This is a genomic window from Pseudoalteromonas sp. SG43-7, assembly GCF_014164295.1.
Lineage (GTDB): Bacteria > Pseudomonadota > Gammaproteobacteria > Enterobacterales > Alteromonadaceae > Pseudoalteromonas > Pseudoalteromonas rhizosphaerae.
In genome coordinates, this window is sequence record NZ_JACJEY010000001.1 from 105,211 (window position 1) to 124,324 (window position 19,114).

Annotated in this window: 14 protein-coding genes and 1 pseudogene; 11 read left to right on the forward strand and 4 right to left on the reverse strand. The window is 40.1% G+C overall.

Features of this window, described 5'->3' with window-relative positions; translation table 11 throughout:
* Window positions 1–19: 19 nt before the first annotated feature.
* Window positions 20–2,845 carry an excinuclease ABC subunit UvrA gene (gene uvrA / locus H5200_RS00475; protein WP_149982641.1) on the reverse strand — a complete coding sequence of 942 codons (2,826 nt, stop codon included), beginning with the start codon at window positions 2,843–2,845 and terminating at the stop codon, window positions 20–22.
* 164 nt (window positions 2,846–3,009) lie between these two features.
* Between uvrA and H5200_RS00480 the strand changes: the two genes are divergently transcribed.
* From H5200_RS00480 to H5200_RS00515, 8 genes and pseudogenes are all read left to right on the forward strand, one after another.
* Window positions 3,010–4,377, forward strand: a complete 1,368-nt coding sequence (locus tag H5200_RS00480; protein ID WP_145238569.1) for an MFS transporter — start codon at window positions 3,010–3,012, stop codon at window positions 4,375–4,377.
* 20 nt (window positions 4,378–4,397) lie between these two features.
* The gene (gene ssb / locus H5200_RS00485; protein ID WP_182760701.1) at window positions 4,398–5,111 is read left to right on the forward strand and encodes a single-stranded DNA-binding protein; all 714 of its coding nucleotides are present in this window, start codon (window positions 4,398–4,400) and stop codon (window positions 5,109–5,111) included.
* Between the two features lie 149 nt (window positions 5,112–5,260).
* A complete protein-coding gene (locus H5200_RS00490) occupies window positions 5,261–6,604 on the forward strand; it encodes a site-specific integrase (protein WP_182760702.1) in 1,344 nt (447 codons plus the stop codon).
* Window positions 6,594–8,201: a site-specific integrase gene (locus tag H5200_RS00495; protein WP_182760703.1), complete on the forward strand. Its 1,608-nt coding sequence runs from the start codon at window positions 6,594–6,596 to the stop codon at window positions 8,199–8,201. The genes H5200_RS00490 and H5200_RS00495 overlap by 11 nt, the downstream gene beginning before the upstream one ends.
* Complete coding sequence (locus H5200_RS00500) at window positions 8,194–10,437, forward strand: hypothetical protein (RefSeq protein ID WP_182760704.1); 2,244 nt, start codon at window positions 8,194–8,196, stop codon at window positions 10,435–10,437. The genes H5200_RS00495 and H5200_RS00500 overlap by 8 nt, the downstream gene beginning before the upstream one ends.
* A gap of 2 nt (window positions 10,438–10,439) precedes the next feature.
* Window positions 10,440–10,937 (forward strand): hypothetical protein, encoded by a 498-nt coding sequence (locus H5200_RS00505; RefSeq protein ID WP_182760705.1) that lies wholly within the window; start codon window positions 10,440–10,442, stop codon window positions 10,935–10,937.
* 335 nt (window positions 10,938–11,272) lie between these two features.
* The gene (locus H5200_RS00510; RefSeq protein WP_220496984.1) at window positions 11,273–11,662 is read left to right on the forward strand and encodes a hypothetical protein; all 390 of its coding nucleotides are present in this window, start codon (window positions 11,273–11,275) and stop codon (window positions 11,660–11,662) included.
* A gap of 94 nt (window positions 11,663–11,756) precedes the next feature.
* Window positions 11,757–12,406: pseudogene (locus H5200_RS00515) on the forward strand (transposase).
* Between the two features lie 59 nt (window positions 12,407–12,465).
* Here H5200_RS00515 and H5200_RS00520 read toward each other — a convergent pair.
* From H5200_RS00520 to H5200_RS00530, 3 genes are all read right to left on the reverse strand, one after another.
* Window positions 12,466–12,903, reverse strand: coding sequence for a hypothetical protein (locus H5200_RS00520; protein ID WP_182760706.1), 438 nt, complete (start codon window positions 12,901–12,903; stop codon window positions 12,466–12,468).
* A 280-nt stretch (window positions 12,904–13,183) separates the two neighbouring features.
* Window positions 13,184–13,747, reverse strand: a complete 564-nt coding sequence (locus tag H5200_RS00525; protein ID WP_182760707.1) for a hypothetical protein — start codon at window positions 13,745–13,747, stop codon at window positions 13,184–13,186.
* Window positions 13,748–14,044: 297 nt separating this feature from the next.
* A complete protein-coding gene (locus H5200_RS00530) occupies window positions 14,045–15,223 on the reverse strand; it encodes a HEPN/Toprim-associated domain-containing protein (protein ID WP_182760708.1) in 1,179 nt (392 codons plus the stop codon).
* Between the two features lie 352 nt (window positions 15,224–15,575).
* Here H5200_RS00530 and H5200_RS00535 point away from each other — a divergent pair, with 352 nt between their 5' ends.
* From H5200_RS00535 to H5200_RS00545, 3 genes are all read left to right on the forward strand, one after another.
* The gene (locus H5200_RS00535) at window positions 15,576–15,893 is read left to right on the forward strand and encodes a hypothetical protein (RefSeq protein ID WP_182760709.1); all 318 of its coding nucleotides are present in this window, start codon (window positions 15,576–15,578) and stop codon (window positions 15,891–15,893) included.
* 159 nt (window positions 15,894–16,052) lie between these two features.
* Entirely contained in the window at window positions 16,053–16,493 is a 441-nt protein-coding gene (locus H5200_RS00540; protein ID WP_182760710.1) for a hypothetical protein, read from the forward strand.
* A complete protein-coding gene (locus tag H5200_RS00545) occupies window positions 16,490–18,664 on the forward strand; it encodes an ATP-dependent RecD-like DNA helicase (RefSeq protein ID WP_182760711.1) in 2,175 nt (724 codons plus the stop codon). The genes H5200_RS00540 and H5200_RS00545 overlap by 4 nt, the downstream gene beginning before the upstream one ends.
* The last annotated feature ends 450 nt before the right edge of the window (window positions 18,665–19,114 follow it).

The following is a 19,114-nucleotide window of genomic DNA, read 5'->3' on the forward strand; positions in this document are numbered from 1 at the left end:
AGTACATAAAGCGAAAACCCTATTTTGATAATAGGGGTTTTAAATAGTGGCCAGTATGTGAACGCTCACATTCGGCTACTTCATCCGGCGTACCTGCAATGAGGATCTCACCGCCGCCAGCACCACCTTCGGGACCTAGATCAATGATCCAATCGGCTGTTTTTATTACATCAAGATTATGCTCAATAACCACAATCGTATTACCGTGGTCACGCAGGCGATGCAGCACTACTAATAATTGTTCAATATCAGCAAAGTGCAAGCCTGTGGTTGGTTCATCCAAAATGTATAAGGTTTTGCCTGTATCACGTTTAGATAACTCGCGGGCGAGTTTAACCCGTTGCGCTTCACCACCAGAGAGCGTTGTCGCGGCTTGGCCTAAGCGAATATAAGACAGGCCCACATCCATTAAGGTTTTTAGTTTACGCGCAATGGCGGGTATTTTATCAAAATAGTCGTGTGCGTCTTCCACCGTCATTTCTAATACTTGATGGATGTTTTTGCCTTTATACTGCACTTCTAACGTTTCACGGTTATAACGTTGCCCTTTACAGACATCACATGGCACATATACATCAGGTAAAAAGTGCATTTCGACTTTGATCACGCCATCGCCTTGGCAAGCTTCACAGCGGCCACCTTTTACATTAAAGCTAAAGCGACCGACTTTGTAACCACGAGAGCGAGATTCCTGCGTGCCTACAAACAGTTCACGAATGCCAGTAAAAATACCGGTATATGTGGCTGGGTTTGAGCGTGGGGTACGGCCAATCGGGCTTTGGTCAATATCGATGACTTTATCAAAATGCTCAAGGCCGCTAATTGATTTGTACGGTGCGGCTTCGGCGGTGGTCGCTCCGTTTAGTTCGGTATGAGCAAGTTTGAATAAGGTATCGTTGATAAGCGTTGACTTACCAGAGCCTGATACGCCAGTAATACAGGTCATTAAACCAAAAGGTATTTTTAAATCGACATTTTTTAAGTTATTACCGCTAGCGCCAAACAGCTCTAACCACTTATCGTTGATTTTATGACGCTCTTTGGGAACTTCAATTTTGCGTCGGCCAGATAAAAATTGCCCTGTTACTGACTCTTCGCTAGCTAAAATGTCATCACGAGTACCTTGGGCAATGATATAACCGCCATGCACGCCAGCTCCAGGGCCTATATCAATAATATGATCGGCGGCACGTATGGCATCTTCGTCGTGCTCTACCACAATCACGGTATTACCTAAGTCGCGTAGATGGATCAGCGTTTGTAGTAAACGGTCATTATCACGTTGATGCAAACCAATCGATGGTTCATCAAGTACATACATTACGCCTACTAAGCCTGCGCCAATTTGGCTGGCTAAGCGAATACGTTGAGCCTCACCGCCAGATAAAGTATCAGCACTGCGCTCTAAAGAGAGATAATTTAGCCCTACGTTGATCAAAAACGATAAACGGTCGCGAATTTCTTTTAAGATTTTCTCAGCTATCTGGCCTTTTTGGCCCGTTAAGCTTAGTTGCTCAAAAAAGCTCATCGCTTCACCAATACTCATACTGGTGATAGCAGGTAAGTTAGTCTGACCGATAAATACACTGCGCGCTTCTTGGCGTAGGCGCGACCCTTTACAACTTGGGCAAGCTTGGCTGGTTTGATATTTAGCCAGCTCTTCGCGCACGGAATTTGATTCTGTCTCACGATAGCGGCGGTTCATGTTATTTAACACGCCTTCAAACTCATGGTTACGAGTGATCAGGTCGCCACGGTCGTTGCGGTAGTTAAAAGCAATTTTTGTATCGCCAGAACCTTCTAAAATGATTTTTTTAGCATCTTTAGATAGTTCCTGAAATGGCATTTCTAAATCAAATTTATAGTGCTCAGCAACGGCTTGTAGCATCTGGAAATAGTAAAAACTGCGTTTATCCCAGCCTTTTATGGCACCGCCAGATAAACTAAGCTCTGGGTTTTGAATCACTCGATTTGGGTCGAAATACTGACGAACTCCTAAACCATCACAACTTTGGCATGCGCCTGCCGGATTATTAAATGAGAATAACCGAGGTTCAAGTTCGGTCATGGCGTAGCCACACGTTGGGCAAGCGAAGTTGGCGGAGAGCAGCAGCTCTTCGGCGTTTGCGTCATCCATCGATGCAATAGTTGCTACACCGGCTGACAGCTCTAACGCGGTTTCAAACGATTCGGCTAAACGCTGTTGTAAGCCATCTTTCACTTTAAAACGATCGACCACGACTTCAATAGTGTGTTTTTTATGTAGTTCTAAAGTCGGTGGATCAGAAAGGTCGCATACTTCCCCGTCAATACGGGCGCGAATATAACCTTGGCTGGCTAGTTGCTCTAACAACTTAACGTGCTCACCTTTGCGCTCTTTCACAACAGGGGCTAGCAACATCAGCTTGCTGCCCTCTGGGAACGCCAGCACAGTGTCGACCATTTGGCTAACAGTTTGTGCAGCGAGTGGCAAATCGTGAGTAGGGCAACGCGGTTCACCGACACGGGCAAACATTAAGCGCAGGTAATCATATATTTCGGTAATGGTGCCAACGGTGGAGCGGGGATTATGTGACGTTGATTTTTGTTCAATTGAAATTGCCGGCGACAACCCTTCAATATGATCAACATCCGGTTTTTCCATTAAAGATAAAAATTGTCTGGCATAGGCCGATAAAGATTCTACATACCGACGCTGCCCTTCTGCATATAAGGTATCAAATGCTAAAGACGATTTACCCGAACCAGATAGACCGGTGATAACAATTAATTTATCACGGGGAATGGTTAGGCTGATGTCTTTTAAATTGTGCGTGCGGGCGCCTCGGACTTCAATGTTTTCCATGCTATCTCGTTTCATTACCAAATTGATTTACTGAGTATCTCATAATACGTGCGAAGATTAATCCTTGATCAATGAAAAATCATCGCATTGGGACGATTATTTCTCTGTAAGCTTGTGGTAGAATCCCTGCTCAAATTTTAATAGACAGCAAGAACACGCGAATCATGACAGCTTCTTCACTCAATTCACGAGAAAAACGCGCCGCAGTTTCCTTAGCGAGTGTGTTTGCATTTCGTATGCTTGGCCTATTTATGTTGATGCCAGTATTGGCGATTTATGGGCAAGAATTATCAGGATTTTCACCTATATGGATTGGTTTTGCGATTGGCGCCTATGGTTTAACACAAGCTGTGTTACAAATTCCCATGGGCTGGTTATCGGATAAAATTGGCCGTAAAAAAGTCATTGTTGGCGGTTTAACTGTTTTTGCCATCGGTTCGGTGATTGCTGCCACGGCTGATTCAATGCAAATGGTCACGTTAGGGCGAGCATTACAAGGGATGGGCGCAATTGCCAGCTCGTTATTAGCTTTTGCTTCTGATTTGAGCCGCGATGAGCAACGACCAAAAGTGATGGCCGTGATTGGTATGAGCATAGGCATGAGCTTTGCTATTGCTATGTTACTTGGTCCAATGGTTGCCGCAGCGTGGGGTCTTGCTGGAGTGTTCTGGTTAACTGCTATTTTGGCTGTTGCGGGTATTTTTATTGTGTTGTTTTTGGTCCCCAAAGCGGTTAGCAAAGCCCCCAAAGGCGATACCTTAGCAAGCGTTAGCGATATTAAAAAACTCATTAAGCACCCGCAATTAGCACGTTTAGATTTAGGGGTGATGCTATTACATTTGACCTTGACGACGATTTTTGTCGCCTTACCAGGGCAGTTAATTGCCAAAGGTTTAGCAGCACAAGCGCATTGGCAAGTATATATTCCCGTTTTATTACTGGCATTTTTATTAATGGCGCCAGTGATGATCATTGCGATCCGCAAAGAAAAAGAGAAACAGGCATTTGTTGGCTCTATCGCAGTGCTCGCTCTAAGTATGTTGGCAATGGCAATTGGTGTTGACTCAATCATCGGCATGGCGATGTGTATGCTGGCGTATTTTGTTGCCTTTAACTTTTTAGAAGCGACGATGCCGGCATTAGTATCGCGCTTAGCACCTGCTAGCCAAAAAGGCTCGGCGATGGGAGTGTTTTCGTCAGGACAATTTTTTGGTGCATTTTTAGGTGGTATTTTAGGCGGTTACGTTGCGCAATCAACAACACCGCAAGCAGTGTTTGCCGCAGCCGCAGTTGTTGGGGTAATATGGCTTATCCTTGCGTGGAATATGCAAGTCCCGCCACGCAGTAAAATGATAAGCTTAATGACAGAATTAAGTAACGAGCAGCAAGCGCAAACCCTTGCTTCTCGTTTAGTTGCTTTACCAGGCGTAATTGAAGCAACAGTAGTCTGTGATGAAAATCGCAGTTATTTAAAGATTGATGATAAAGAATTTGACCTAGACCAAGCCCGCAAAGTGGCTGGTTTAATATAACGTTTATAGGAGAAAGGTCCATGGCACGCGGTGTGAACAAAGTAATCTTGGTTGGTAATTTAGGTCAAGATCCAGAAGTACGTTATATGCCTAACGGCAATGGTGTAGCGAATATTACTCTAGCTACGTCAGATAGCTATAAAGACAAAAACACCGGTCAAATGGTTGATAAAACAGAATGGCACCGTGTTGTTTTTTTTGGCAAGTTAGCTGAAATTGTTGGTGAATATTGCCGTAAAGGTTCACAAATTTACGTTGAAGGCAAACTTCAAACCCGTAAATGGACTGACCAACAAGGCCAAGAGAAATTCACCACTGAAATCGTAGTGGATGGTTTCACTGGTCAAATGCAAATGTTAGGTGCCCGTGGTGGCGACCAACAAAGTGGCGGTTACCAAGGTGGCCAACAGCAAAGCCACGGTGGTCAATCTCAAGGTGGTTACGGCCAACAACAGAGCGCACCACAACAAGGTGGTGGGTATGCTCAGCAGCAAAGTGCAGCACAGCAAAGCGGCGGGTATGCACCAGCGCCACAACAAGCGCCAGCAGCTCGTCAGCAACCAGCTGCAGCACCACAGCAAAGTAATCAATACCAAGGTGGCGGCGGCTATGCTCCACAAGGTGGTGGACAAGCGCAAGGTGGTTTTGCACCTAAGCCACAAAGTGCTCCGCAAGGCGGCGCATCAAATCCAATGGAACCACCTATCGATTTTGATGACGATATCCCTTTCTAGACAAAGACAAAACATCAAATGTTGAAAAATAATCTTAAAAGCCGCTTTTTAGCGGCTTTTTTAGTTTTATTAGAAAATTAATGTTGAAAAGTTGAAAATGTTCACTATATTACTTTATAACAAATGCAAATGTTTATTAGTGGGTGTTCATGAAAGTTGCTGTAAAGAAATTTAAAAGTGGAGAGCGCTACGCCTTTTTATTAGGAGAAGATGGCGTTCCCGATTTTTGGGTCACTCATTTTGTTACGCAAAAACTGCGAATGACTAAAGCTGCAACATCAATTGAGCAATACCTGAAAGACATTAAACATTTGAAACGCTGGGAGGAGATTAACGGTAGGGATCTGCTTGAGGAAATATATAACGGTAAAGTACCTAACCTTGATGATATTAATAAACTTAAAGAGCACTGCTCATATCAGGCTAAAGTGGTTAAAGATAAACCAGCAAGTAACGTGGTCGATATGGGAAAGTTTTATTTATCAAAATCACAAGACAAACCGACTATTGGTAAATCTCAATATATATCCCGTATAGCTCACATTGCAGAGTTTCTTCACTTTATAGGGCAAGAAAGAGTCAAGTATAAGCCAGCAGCCGCAGAGCTTTTTGAGGCGCTGGATAAGATGAAAACTCGACTTAAGAGTGGTAAGCCAAAAGGAAAATCGAAGAAAGTTTCCTTAGATAAGTCTGGTATTCCAGATGATGTATTTGATGACTTTGTTGAGGTAGCTAAGCCTGATTCACATTACAACCCGTTTAAAAACCCAGTTATCAAGTTTAGAAACTATCTCATTGTTCAAGTTTTGTATGAAACAGGATTTAGATGTGCTGAGTTATTAGCGCTTCGAATTAGCGATATTGGAACAGATATTGACAATCCAACATTGTCAGTTGTTAGAAGACATGACAGTAAGGATGATCCTAGGGTAAAAGAGCCAACAGCAAAGACCCTCGGCAGAGCGGTTTCTATTACAAAAGAGCTTAGAGACTTACTAAACACTTATATCAAGATTCATCGTGCTGATACAAAAGTAGCGAAAACACACCCATTTATTTTTGTTTCTCACAAAGATAAGGAGGGACATTACCAGTCTGGACAACCGCTCATTCAACAAACAATTAACGATATATTTAAAAGCATTAAAGGTGTGAACCCTGAGCGTTTCTGGGCTATTACACCTCATTCTTATAGACATTATTTTAATGATCAACTGTCAGATCAGATTGATGAGGAAAGAAGGGCTGTCAGGCAAGAAGTAAAACGATTGGAACAGGCGGGGCTGCATCAAGCTGCAAAGCAATATGCAGACGAAAATAAGATTACAAAGCAGCGAGAGCTGGAGATAAGAGCCGAATTAAATGGACATTCATCTCTTAAATCAGGTGAGATTTATCTCAAGCGAACTGCAAGAAAACAGGCGCAAAGGATACGCCAAAGAATGCAATCGCGGATGAAGCACAAAACAGACGGGGGCTATCATGGTAGCTAAAGCAAAAAAATTACACGGCTCAAAAAGCGCTAGAACAAAGTCGGATAAGCGATACAGTAAAGCTAACTATGAATTTGATGTGTATGACGATCTTTGGCAATTAGATGCAAATAAGTCGTTGAATTTTGAGTTGCTCGCTTCGCTAAATTTAGATCCTAAGTTCGAAAGTAATTTTCGGTTAGCATTAGCTGATTATGCATGTGAATTTTCATCTTCTTATACAGATAATCTGTTTCGATATTGTCGGTGGTTCTTCGCTGTTGGCGTTACGGGCAAAATAAATGAAAAACATGTAATAAATTACAAGGCAACACTAACCAAAAGCACAGAGTATAAGCTGGGTTACATTCGTGCATTCTTATTAGACTGGCACGACAAGGAAATCAAAGGAGTTGATAAAAAAACGGTTGAGTTGCTTAACTCACTTAAACTGTCTGGCAATGAAAAAGGAAAAGCCGTAGCTTTAGGTTGCCCTTTCAGCGGTGCCTATTCATTTGAAGAACAAACAGCATTTATAAACTGGTACGTTGATGCCTTTACTGAAAGGCTGATCTCGTTGACTGATTACGCCTTTATCATGGCACTACAACAAACGGGTGCTCGTCCTGTGCAACTCACGTATCTCTACTTTGGAGATTTAATAACAAGGGTTGAAGAAGGTGTTGAACATTTTGATTTGCAGCTTCCCAATGCCAAAAAACGTGATGAGCATTTTAGAGGCTCTTTTCAAATCAAGAAGGATTCTGGTGAAGATTTAATGCTAGTGCTAAAAACACAGGCAAATCAATCCATCAATGCTGTTGAAACACAATTCGATATTAAATTGACATCTAGACAAAAGAACCAAATTCCTATTTTCCTCAATACACGAGAAATGGCTAAACTCGCTAGTTTTGATGAATTTGAACAGCTACAACAAAAAACGCCCGACTTATTGTGTTTACGGACAAAAGGAGCAAACCCTTCTGTTGGTGAAATGATCAGGCGTTTGTCTCGGTTGTGCCCACTAAAAACAACACGGATTAAACTCGATGATGGGTTTGGTGACCTGCATATCAATCCAAGGAGATTCCGCTATACCCATGCGACCAATATGGCAATGCTAGGTGCAAGTGACTATGCAATAGCCGAAGAACTAGGCCAGTCAGATACCCAGCAAGTCAAAGTTTACACAGAGTTCAACGAAGAAATGGCTGACAGAATTGATGAAGCGCTTGCAGCGGACCTTACGCCATTGGCGCAGGCATTTTCAGGTACTTTAATAGATAGCGAAAAAGACGCAATTCGAGCCAATGATCCTCGTAGCCGAATTAATAACAATGATGGCAATCCTGTCGGAAATTGTGGCAAGTTTGGCTTTTGTGCTAATGGCACAATTCATTGTTACACCTGCAATAAATTCCAACCTTGGTTAAATGCACCTCATACAGAAGTTCTTAAAAGTGTCATTACTGAGCGTGATCGCAAGCGTAAGATGGGTGCAAGTGAGTTTGTATTGCAAGGTCATAATCGCAGTATTGATGCAATCAAAGTCGTTATTCAAAAGTGTCATGTTAGAAAGCAAGAGCTGGAAAAAGAAGGAGCGTTAAATGTCTGATGTATTGGTATTTACACCGAAGCATAAACTTGATTTCCAGAAAAATTACGCGGAGTTCATAGCATTCGCAAAAAACGATTTAACGCTTTTTGAGGATCTTGACTTTGAAAGCTCTAGCGGAATTCAAAAGGGATGGGAATGTGATAAGTGGTCTTGGGGTACAGCAAGAGGAAAGAAATTAACCATCGTATTTGGAAACAGTGTAAACCATTCCAAATATATACCATTCAAACAACCATTTGCTGATTTTGCAAAAGCCTATGTGCGTTATGAGCAGTCACTAAATCATAAAGACTCAACCGCTTGGGTTTCATCTTTAGTGTGGATCTATAATGCGCTAGAAGAAAACGCGGCTCAAAATGACAGATCTGATGTTGATATTATGCACCTCAATAACACAGTTATTAATCGTGTTGAGGAACAGATTAAGAACAGTAAATTAGGTGCTGGAGGAAAGCGCAATATTGGTCTGTCATTTGAAAGAGTATTGAAGTTCATTAGGGACAAGCGATTCAAACTAGATCTACAAGACTGGTCAAATCCTTTCCCTCGTCCATCCGATTCCAGAATCAAACTTGATGAAGACAGTCGTAAAGAAGAAGTGGAGAAATGTCCTTCTGACTATCAAATGCTTCAAGTGGCGGATGCCTTTCATAAAGCTAAAACACCTCGTCAAAAATACTTCTCCAGTCTATGTGTAATGTTGATGTGCCAGCCGAGCAGAAATACAGAACTTAATGGTTTAACAATAAACTCACTACAAAGAAGTGAAAAGGGACGTTTATATCTAATGTGGCATCCCGCAAAAGGAGGAGACCCTGTTAAAAAGTGGGTTCCTAAACTACTAGAGGATGTCGTACAGCAGGCATTTGACAGACTCATTGATATTTCTGCTCCCGCTAGAGCTGCGGCGAAATTTGCTTTTGAAAATCCCAACATTTTTATGACGCATGAAGAGTGCATTACACTTACTGATTTCCCGCAAGACAAACCGTTAACATATAATCAATTTGCAAAAGCAATGTGCTTTAAAACTGGTCTGGATTCAAACGGAACACAGATGAGTTGGACACATAATGGTTCAATAAAATGGTTACGTAACTTAATAAACCAAATCAATCATGTGTCAGACTGGAAAAAGGATTTATTGAATGGGTGTAAAGTTTCGCAGGACAACGAAATACTGACCAAACACACTCATAACCCTACAGGGATTAGTATCAAATTCCCTAGTTATAGAGATCTACGCTCTGTTGTTGATCAAAAATATAAAACAAAAGACTTTCCCAATTATGGTGATGTGAAGCTTTGGGATTGCATTACCTTAGTTCGCGAGAATGAGTTTCACAAAGAGTTTGATGTTAAGCCGTTTTCTTGGGTAATGGTCGGTCATGGAGCTGTGAGTGATGCTATGGGTTCAGATCGCCCTTCAGGAAAAGAAACTATCGAGTCAATCTTTGATGAATTGGCAATCACAGACGAAGATGGTACTAGGTTACAATTGAATACACACCAACCCCGGCATTGGTTGAATACTAAGTTGAAGCTGGCTGGTGAAGAAGATTGGTTGATTGCCAAGTGGTCAGGTCGAGCTGATATTGAACAAAACAAAGCTTACGATGGAAGAACGCAAGAGCAGAAGTCGCGGTTAACCAAGCGCATAGGCCATGTTGCAAATGGTGAAGGTGTCATGACGGTTGCTCAAGCTAATAAGTTTTTATCATCATACACATCAGAGTCTCCTCCCCCTGCAATCGTTTTACATGATTTAGGTTTACCAGTTTCTCTTAAGTCACTTGGAATTAATAGGTCAGGTGTTGCTCAGTTTACAGGGTTAGGCTACTGCGTTCACAACTATGCGGAAAGTCCATGTGTTAAAAATGGCGATTGTGCAGTCTGTAGTGAGCATGAATGCTTAAAAGGGTTACCTAATACCCTAGAAGAGCTTAAAAACCTTGAGAAGCTTTACGAGGAGCAGCTAGAGGATGCTGTCGCTAAAGCTGGAGATAAAGTTTTCGGTGCAGATCGTTGGGTAACAGCTTTAGGTTTCAGATTATCAAAGATCAAAACCATTATTGCCATGATGGAAGACCCGAACAGACCTGATGGCACGCCTATCAGAATCCCTGACGAATTAGACCCTTCCCCTGTTAAACGGTCACTCAATATTGACGAGCAGAGTGTAATCCCAACTTTTGATCTTACCGCTTTAGCGTTAACTGATATGGAGGAGTAATCATGGCTTTTGTAACAGACAACAAAGAAACGATTCTAGCGATCATTGATGGTTGGAGAGGTAAGCTTACATATGATCTTCTTTCTGAAAGGCTTCAATCAGAATTGGGCTTAAAACGTCCCCCATCAAGGCACACTTACACAAAGCATGATGAAATCAAACATGCATTTGACTTAAAGAAAGAAGAGCTTAGATTTAAAAAATCTGCTGCAATTGAAGAAGCCAAGTCGCTATTTGATAGCTCTGATAAATTAAGCCAACTTTTGGAAAATTTGGACAATGATGATGCAACCATTGCTGAACTTATAAAGCGAGTTGAAAAACTTGAAAATGAGAATGAAAGGCTAACTTCGGAGAACAATAGGTTAAGTATCCACAATGACATGTTGCTTGAGAGGTTTGCTAGGTGGCAACATAATCTTCAGAAAATGGATGGAGTTGATTTGAATAAGCTTGCCGCAACTATTGATAGTGGGTTACCAGCAAAGAATCGAAGTTAATTTTAGCTAGATTAACTTACTCCGTTTGTAACAGTACATCAGTTCAGATTAGATAGCGTTCTAATTCAATCAAACTAGCATTGTATTCTTTTAAAGTAATAGCTTTTGACTGTTTAAATGAGTTCGCAATCGAATTTCCATCATGAGCTGAAGATGCCGATGAAAATTTAAATGTGTTTGAATTGAAAAACTCAGGATTAGATCCACGTATTTGATATGTTTTTAAAAAGTTATTGGATACCATGATGATTTACTAATGTTGGAAATGAATTGAAATGTTCCAATGTTATTAATTAATAGAGTAAATAATATTACTAATAATTAAGGAGTGTGATGTGGATAGTCAAGGTAGAACTGGCGTAGACAATATTATGGATATGTCAGATGAAGAGTTAAAAGCATTTGTAAAGGGACGTCTGAATCAATTTGATGGTGTAAAAAGTACTAAGCTTAGATTTGATATGAGTGGTTATGAGAGCAACAAAGGTGCATGTACGGTGCATAATACAAATATATTAAACCTTTTTGCTGATTTAGGAGTGTATGACTACACAGAATACTTATTCTTGGATTTTTATAAGGGTTGCGGAACAATATATTTTAAATACTGGGGTGATAATAAAAACCATGAGGTGGAAGTTAGCGGTTACACAACTTCTGGTATTATTTTAAAAATAGTTCAGTTGACAGTGTTATCAGGCAGAAATACGAGACGCCGTAGTTAGACCAATAAGTGGGGACGTTGGAGCTTTAATGCTTTTCGGGTAGTGTTTAGAAATCTGTGTCATTTCAGTATTATTAAGAAAACAGGAGTGACACATAACTCAATCTTTCGACTTCAACAAAGCATTAACTGAACTTCAAGCTGGTAAAGGTCTTACTGGCGAACAAACAACTCACCGAAGCGGCTCTTAAAGCCGAATTGAGCAGCACCTAGCATCTGAGACTCAAGTTAACCGTAAAAATGGTTCAACCAAAAAAACAGTTAAGTCATCTATAGGTCAATTCGAACTTGAAACGCCCAGAGACCGCTCAGGTTCGTTTGAACCTCAACTAGTTAAAAAGAACCAAACCAAATTAACGCCCGAAATTGATGAAAAAATCCTACCTATGTTTGCTTTAGGTATGAGCTATCGAGATATTCGAGGCCACCATCACTGCCGTGACAGACCAGCTGATTCGAGTCTTGGCGTCGTAAGTGGGGCAATCTGTCGGTTTACTTCAAGTATCCAGATTATGTGCGTAAAGCTATTTATACCACGAATGCGATTGAAGCTGTACATCGTCAGTTTAGGCGACTCACCAAGATTAAGGGAGCATTCCCTAATGAAAACAGCTTGATGAAATTATTGTATGCAGGTATATTGAATGCTTAGAAATGGACAATGCCAATCCATAATTGGAATCTGACATTGTCGCAATTGGCCATCCACTTCGAAGGTAGGTTAGATGGTGTGCTAGATATTTAGCAATTTAGGCTGACATAGAATTCTGAACGTCCTCCATGAAACTAATCGTTAGTACTGCATCATACTTCATCTTCAAATAACAAGTATCCCAAAAACTTCGCTGATTCTTCATGAATAGTATGGGTTATATCTGACGCCTCTTTCTCTATTTTTAACAAACGTTCGTCAAGAGAAGCGGCTTGAAGCCCTTGGTAACCATTGTGCGGGTCCATACACGATGCAATTGCTTTATGACTTAGAAAGTTTCGTTCGTCTTTAAACTTGTTGAGACGTTTAATAAGTGTTCCATTGTCGGAAAACTTCTTAAATTCAGTAATCAGTCTCTCTAGAGAATGGTTTTGAAAATCGTCGCCTGACATTCCACAAAACATTCGATTGCCCAAACGCTTATTTATGAGGGCGACAGCATTAGACAAGTAGAGCTTCAACTCCATTTCTATCATCTGACATCCTGACAATGCTCTCGAAACCTTGAGGAAAAACTCATCTTTCTCCATATACCCTCTGCATAGCGAACATTTTATTACTTATACGATACACAGTTATTGCATAATCGCTCTGTTACTACCCTCTGAATATCCATATTGAATTTAGAAAGTATTCACCTATATACGTAAGTGTTCGAATAATAAACATCAGTTGATTTCCTGACTATTAAAGAAGCTTATTCAATCGGAAATACTGAAAGCAAATTTTAAAAAAGGTAAAGCACCGTAACCCACTGGTTTCAGAATACTGTTTACTGCAACTTTTGACATTGGCGGCTTTGCTAAGTAACTACCTGACATACGGTTCAAACCTTTGTTGCATTTCTTGGAGGTTATCCCTTATTTCTGCCTTTTTGGCTTCGATAGCAGAATTAATCACACTCCCGCTACCAACAAAGATAATACCTATAAGAATACCTGCTATCAAACGATTAGTTAGCCCGTAGTGCTTACGTTTGTACAGGTAAACTGGGTAACCAATAATCCAGAGCAAAGAGATAATGAAAAACCACGAAGTAGCACTATAAGTGCCTTTCTTTCGATCCGTTTTCATTCCGACTTTACTTGCTTCCATTGCGGCAACAATTGCTGTGCCTAGTACAGTTGTCAACATTAGAAGCACCATTGTTTCGCTGGGTGACTGGAATAAATTCATGCCAGACACCCAAAACCAAATTAGCATTGTTGTCACTACAGGGATTGCTAGCAGAAAGATACCGTAATCAACAGCTGGTTTTGTGGATGCTTTATCTGTTGCATCTTGTTCAAGATCAGAGCGGCAATGTTTGCATATCCTTGCAACAGCTAATATTTTTTCGCCACAGAATGGACAATTCTTGACTTCATCGGTCATTACTTATTCCTTTATTTTGTTGCCTAACGTCCTAACTAAAACTACCAATCAACTTTAATTGATCTTTGAAAGTTGTTCCACTAAATTCAATTTTAAGTTTAGGGGGATAGCCTATTACTTACAAATACTTGATACATTATTCAAACAATAGCCTCGAAGGAAACCGAGTTTAGCCTTCAAACATCATAATCTATCACTGTCCGCTTGTCGCTCATAGCTGTCTGTCAGATGAAGTCTAAACCTATTCATCGAAACTGTAAGATCAGATATGAGCTACTACATCTAATTCAACTACACTTACACCAATATTCCATCAACGATTTGAGAATCCACAGACGTTATGATATCCAGCACTAATGTGGATACAGCTTTCACATCTGCCAAAGTTACTTCGTTGGACTTCCCATCTTTAGTTCTCCCTGCGCGATGAACGATATCGTGCCGAGTAATTTCTGCTACAGCAAGGCGATCGCTTAAATCATCTGAAATTTTAACCAATAAAACAGAGGGAAAGAATGCTTTAATAGTCTTCACATTATGGAAAGACAAATTGTCTAGGCACTCTATAATCTGATTATCAAGTTGCTCCATCCAAAAGAAGATCTCTGTTACTTTTAAGTTTTTCTGGTTTTTCGAAAATGGGTCGAAGTTTTCAACAAATCTTCTCTTAATGGAATCTTTATTAAGCACCTGTCGTTTTGCTATGTCCGCTAAATAAGCTTCAAGTATTGTAACCAGCCCGCTATAAGAGAGACGTTGTAACACATTATTATCTTTAAACGATTCACTAAGCTTAGTTATATCCTGAATTTCAATCTTTGCTCTTTCGGAAAACTTGGTTTGCCCTGCTTGATACTCTGCAAGATCTTCAAAATCGTCAACCCAACCACTGTCAATTAATGGTGATATATCCAGCTCACAAACTGAATTTGGGGTAACAAATTGAAGAATTGCCCATGCATAACTGTATGATGAGAGACAAGGAAAGTGATAGCCTCCGGCAGTGTAATTAGGGTATTCATCGTATTCAGAACACATGAACTTTAGAAGGTTTTGCTCTGCTTTAGTTAACGATGAAAGTAATTTACTAGGTTCATCACAGCTTCCTGTAATCTCATGTTTTTGCATTGATGCTGCTATGGGGATAAGCTTCAACCAGCTATTCAAAGAGCAACTCTTAAGTCCGTCAATGTAGCATGAATATTCTTCACGGTGTTTAGTGGCAAGTGTCTCGGTTAATAGATCTTCCATATCTTTTATCCATAAACCTTTGAACTCGTTAACCTCTAGTTCAACTGATGCCCTATTAACTCCTTGAAGTTCTAATCTGCGTTTGAGCGTTTCGGTGTCTATACGGTAACCAATAAAGTCTCCTTCTCTGACGCGATCAGCATCATTGAAGAGCCACTTATGATACGTATTTTGCCATTCCTCGATGGAATATTTCCCAAAATCAATTCCAGCCCAAGTAGACATCGCGATCGACTCCTTTTAACAACGATTGTTTTTGATTAATAACTCAGTAATCAGAGATGAACTAATTAAGCTAAACCGAGTAGTATGGTTTAAGACTCATGCCTCTAATTAAAGCTATTATGAATCAATAAATAAACAAGTAAATCCCTTAGCTTTGTAGGCTAATGCAAATTCTTATCACTATGTATACAGCATATGAAAAATAAACTACTCACTGTGATTGCAAAATCTACTTTATTCCCTTTATTTACTGCACCATAGAAAAAAGTCAGGATTAGATCCACGCTTTGGTTATGCTTTTAATTCCTATTTTTTTATCATATATCCTCACGCTAACTTCGAGGAGAGGCTTTTGAACACCACTGTAAAAAATTGGTATATTGTTGGTGTCATGGATGGGAGACAATTAATAGGAGAAGTGTTATATGCTACAGTACAACACGATCAAACTTTTCGCTTTTTCGAAGGGGACTACGTGACAACATCGCGGATCGTATCGATGGATATAGGGGCGCAGCAGGTTATTACATCCAGTCACTCACAGTATCAGCTCATTGGAAAAGGAAAAAAGGCAATCATCGATTTAGATGATTTTGAATTACTTCGGCACGGCTTTTCGCCAGAGCAAATTCGGACGTTAAACAGCTCGTCGCCTCTTTTAGCCCATTAACTTTTGGTATTCTCAATAAAAAGCATATTGATATTAGAGCTGAGAAAGGCGCACCGTCAGAAAATAAACTTAACGCTATTCAAAAGATAATTATTTTTTGGTTCTCAAAGGAGTATGGTGTTAGGACTACGATAAGACACATCGTGGGTGGAGGTTAAGATGAGTAAAGAAAGAGGCAAACGTAACAGAGATTTATTTCTCGGTTGGGTTGCAGAAATGAAATCGAAAGAGTCGCCTAATTGGTTGGATTATTGGCATGGTGATACGTTAAGTCCCAAAAAAATTGCTGATGAGCTTGGTTTTGATTCCTCTGCATTTAAGGAAAAAAGAAATAAAAAGCTCTTTGATTTGTTGCAAGAACTTAAACAAGAACTTGCTATCTCAGGGGTTTACCAGCAACGTAAGAAAAACCTGCCTCTCGATAAAGAGATCATTGATGTATCAAAAGAAACTGACGAAGACATCAAAGATAGCGCTAGAGTCAGAGACCTAAAAAGAACAAACCGAAGACTACAAAACGAAAATGCTAAGTTAGCTGCCGAAGTTGCCAAGCTATCTGAATTTAAAGATGTACTGATTGAAATGGGCTTGTGGAAATGAAGAGTAGTGCTTATCTGGTAAGGATCACCAGAATATACCAGTACCACCCGGATAATGTCCGGCTGGGAGCTATTTTTGTTAACCACAAAGCAGGTGCGCATCGTATTGAGATTCTGACTACTCAAGACAAGTTAAATATTGATCCGAAAGTCGGGCAGCAATGGAAAATCCTTAAAGAGCAAAACTTCAGTATCAGACAGCAACAAGTCAGCACAGGTAGGTATGTTGATGTATGGCGCTTTATGGAGCCGACACTGAAATGTATTATGCCAGATAATGGTGCTGGCTTTGTAACCTTTTTAAGCACAGAGAAAGTATTTGAAGGCATAGGTAAAGTAAGTGCTCAATTACTCTGGATTGAATTTAGAAGCGATATATTCAACATCCTAGAATGTGATAAATATGCCCCATACGAAAAAGACCAATCAAAAACAAACTTTCAAGCTGTCAGGGAAGTGCTGCTTAAAGACAAAGCGGTACATGGGCTTTGGAATGGCTATAAAGAGTATTCAAATCTAAAACATTCAGCGCAGTTGGTTGAATGGGAAATAGAAGCCCCTATTCAGCGACAATTGTTCAGATTTGCCGATCAGGATGCTATCAATTTTCTTACCCAGAACCCGTATCGGTTGTTTTCGCTGGGAATGCGGTTTCCGAAGGTAGATGCTATTGCTCAAAAGCACTTTGGTATAAAACAGGACGAAAAAATTAGACTAGTCGCAATCGTTGAGCAAGCATTGAGGTCATGGAGTGATGAAGGTAATACGGTTGCAGATTGGCAAGACATCGAATCATGTGTCTCGGACTCGTTAAATAAAGACGAGCACCTAGTTTCTAAGGCAAAAGAACTCAATGGCGATATCATAGGATTTGTTAAGAAAAACAACCAATACTTTGTTTCTGGCAATTATATATTTGAGAAAACAATAGCCAAACGTTTTGGTAACCTCAGAAAATTAGACAATCGTTGGTCGAGCGAGTTAGAAGAGGCTTTTATAACCTCATTTCCTGCCGATTGGCCCATTGAAAAAGCACAAGAACGTGCCGTAAGGACAGCATTAGTCAGCCATGTCTTCGCCCTTACTGGCGGAGCTGGAACAGGCAAAACAACGACTACTAAGCTGATTGTAAATGCTTATCAAAAATTAGGTTATACGATATACCCCGTTGCGCTTTCGGGAAAGGCAGCCCGTAGGCTTCAACAATCAATCGGTAGTGAAACGAAAACGATTGCAAAACTGTTGCGAGAAACTGATCTTGATGAAGATAAGGCTGTATTACTTGTGGATGAAGCCTCCATGTTGGATGCATATACCATGTGGCGTTTAGTTACTTTGTTTTCTGATAAAGTTCGAATCTTGTTAATTGGTGATCCTTATCAGCTTCCACCGATTAATGCGGGGTTCATTTTAAATGATGTCATTAAAAGCGGTGTAATAAACCATGTGGAACTTGATGTCGTGAAACGACAGGGAGCAGATAGTAGTGTACCTGCATATTCCAATGCAATACGGCACGGCATAATGCCAGAGTCATTAACTACTGCTGATATTATGTTTCAAGAATCTACAGGCGACATTCTGCAAGATGTAGTAACTGCCTACTCTGAGTATAACAACGCTATGATAGTCGCTCCTACAAATGATACGGTAAGAAAAGCAAACATTATGCTGCAAGGCGTTGTGAACCCTAATGGCAAGAGTCTTGACTTTACGGATATGCCTATTACTAAAGGAAGCTATGATTTCAGGGAAGGTGACCCGATTGTCATTACCCTGACCAGTTACAAACACGATGTTCAGAATGGTACATTGGGTGTCATTAAGAGTGCTGAACCTACAGATGAATATGCTTGCGTAATTGAACTTGAAGACCTTGATGAAAAAGGTAATAAACGTTTGTTAGAAGTGGATTGGCAATTATTTGAATATATCGATCTTGCTTACTGCTTAACTTTGCATAAATTGCAGGGGTCACAAGCACCGAATGTAATTGTTTTACTTGAACGAGGAAGGTTGCTTGACCGTAGTTGGTTGTATACGGCTGTGACAAGAGCAGAATATAAAGTACATATTATTGGCAAGGAAACGGATTTTCGTTATGGTGTTAACAAACAAGGCGCAGTTGATACTCGTAAAACGGCCTTGGCAGAAATGTTGAAAAATGTTTAAATTTAACCGTAATTGGTAGAAACTAGCGAAGTTAATCTACATTATTGTCTTTTAATGTTTAAAAGTGGAGCGGGGTCATTTGGTTAATCCCATTGCTAGTAAAGGGTGTTATTGCTGTACTGACCCTGAATTTGTGTATTTTGTCTTAGATAACCGTTCTAACCAAAGACAAAAGTAAAAATGTTTAAAAAATCCTTTGAAGCCACTGTTTAGTGGCTTTTTCAATTTCATAAGTATTTATAATTTTATTAGTACTTATGAAATAATGTGGTAATTATTAATGAAAGCCTCTTTAAATATTAAGTTTAAAGGTTTTTTTTGTTATTACGCAAACAAGAATAAGCAGGGGGATTAAACATTTTTTAAATCTCCAGCTTAACCTGAAAATCATTTAATTTAATAATATAACTGATAGTTTAATAATAGTTTGCAGACTAAATTGTGCTTTTA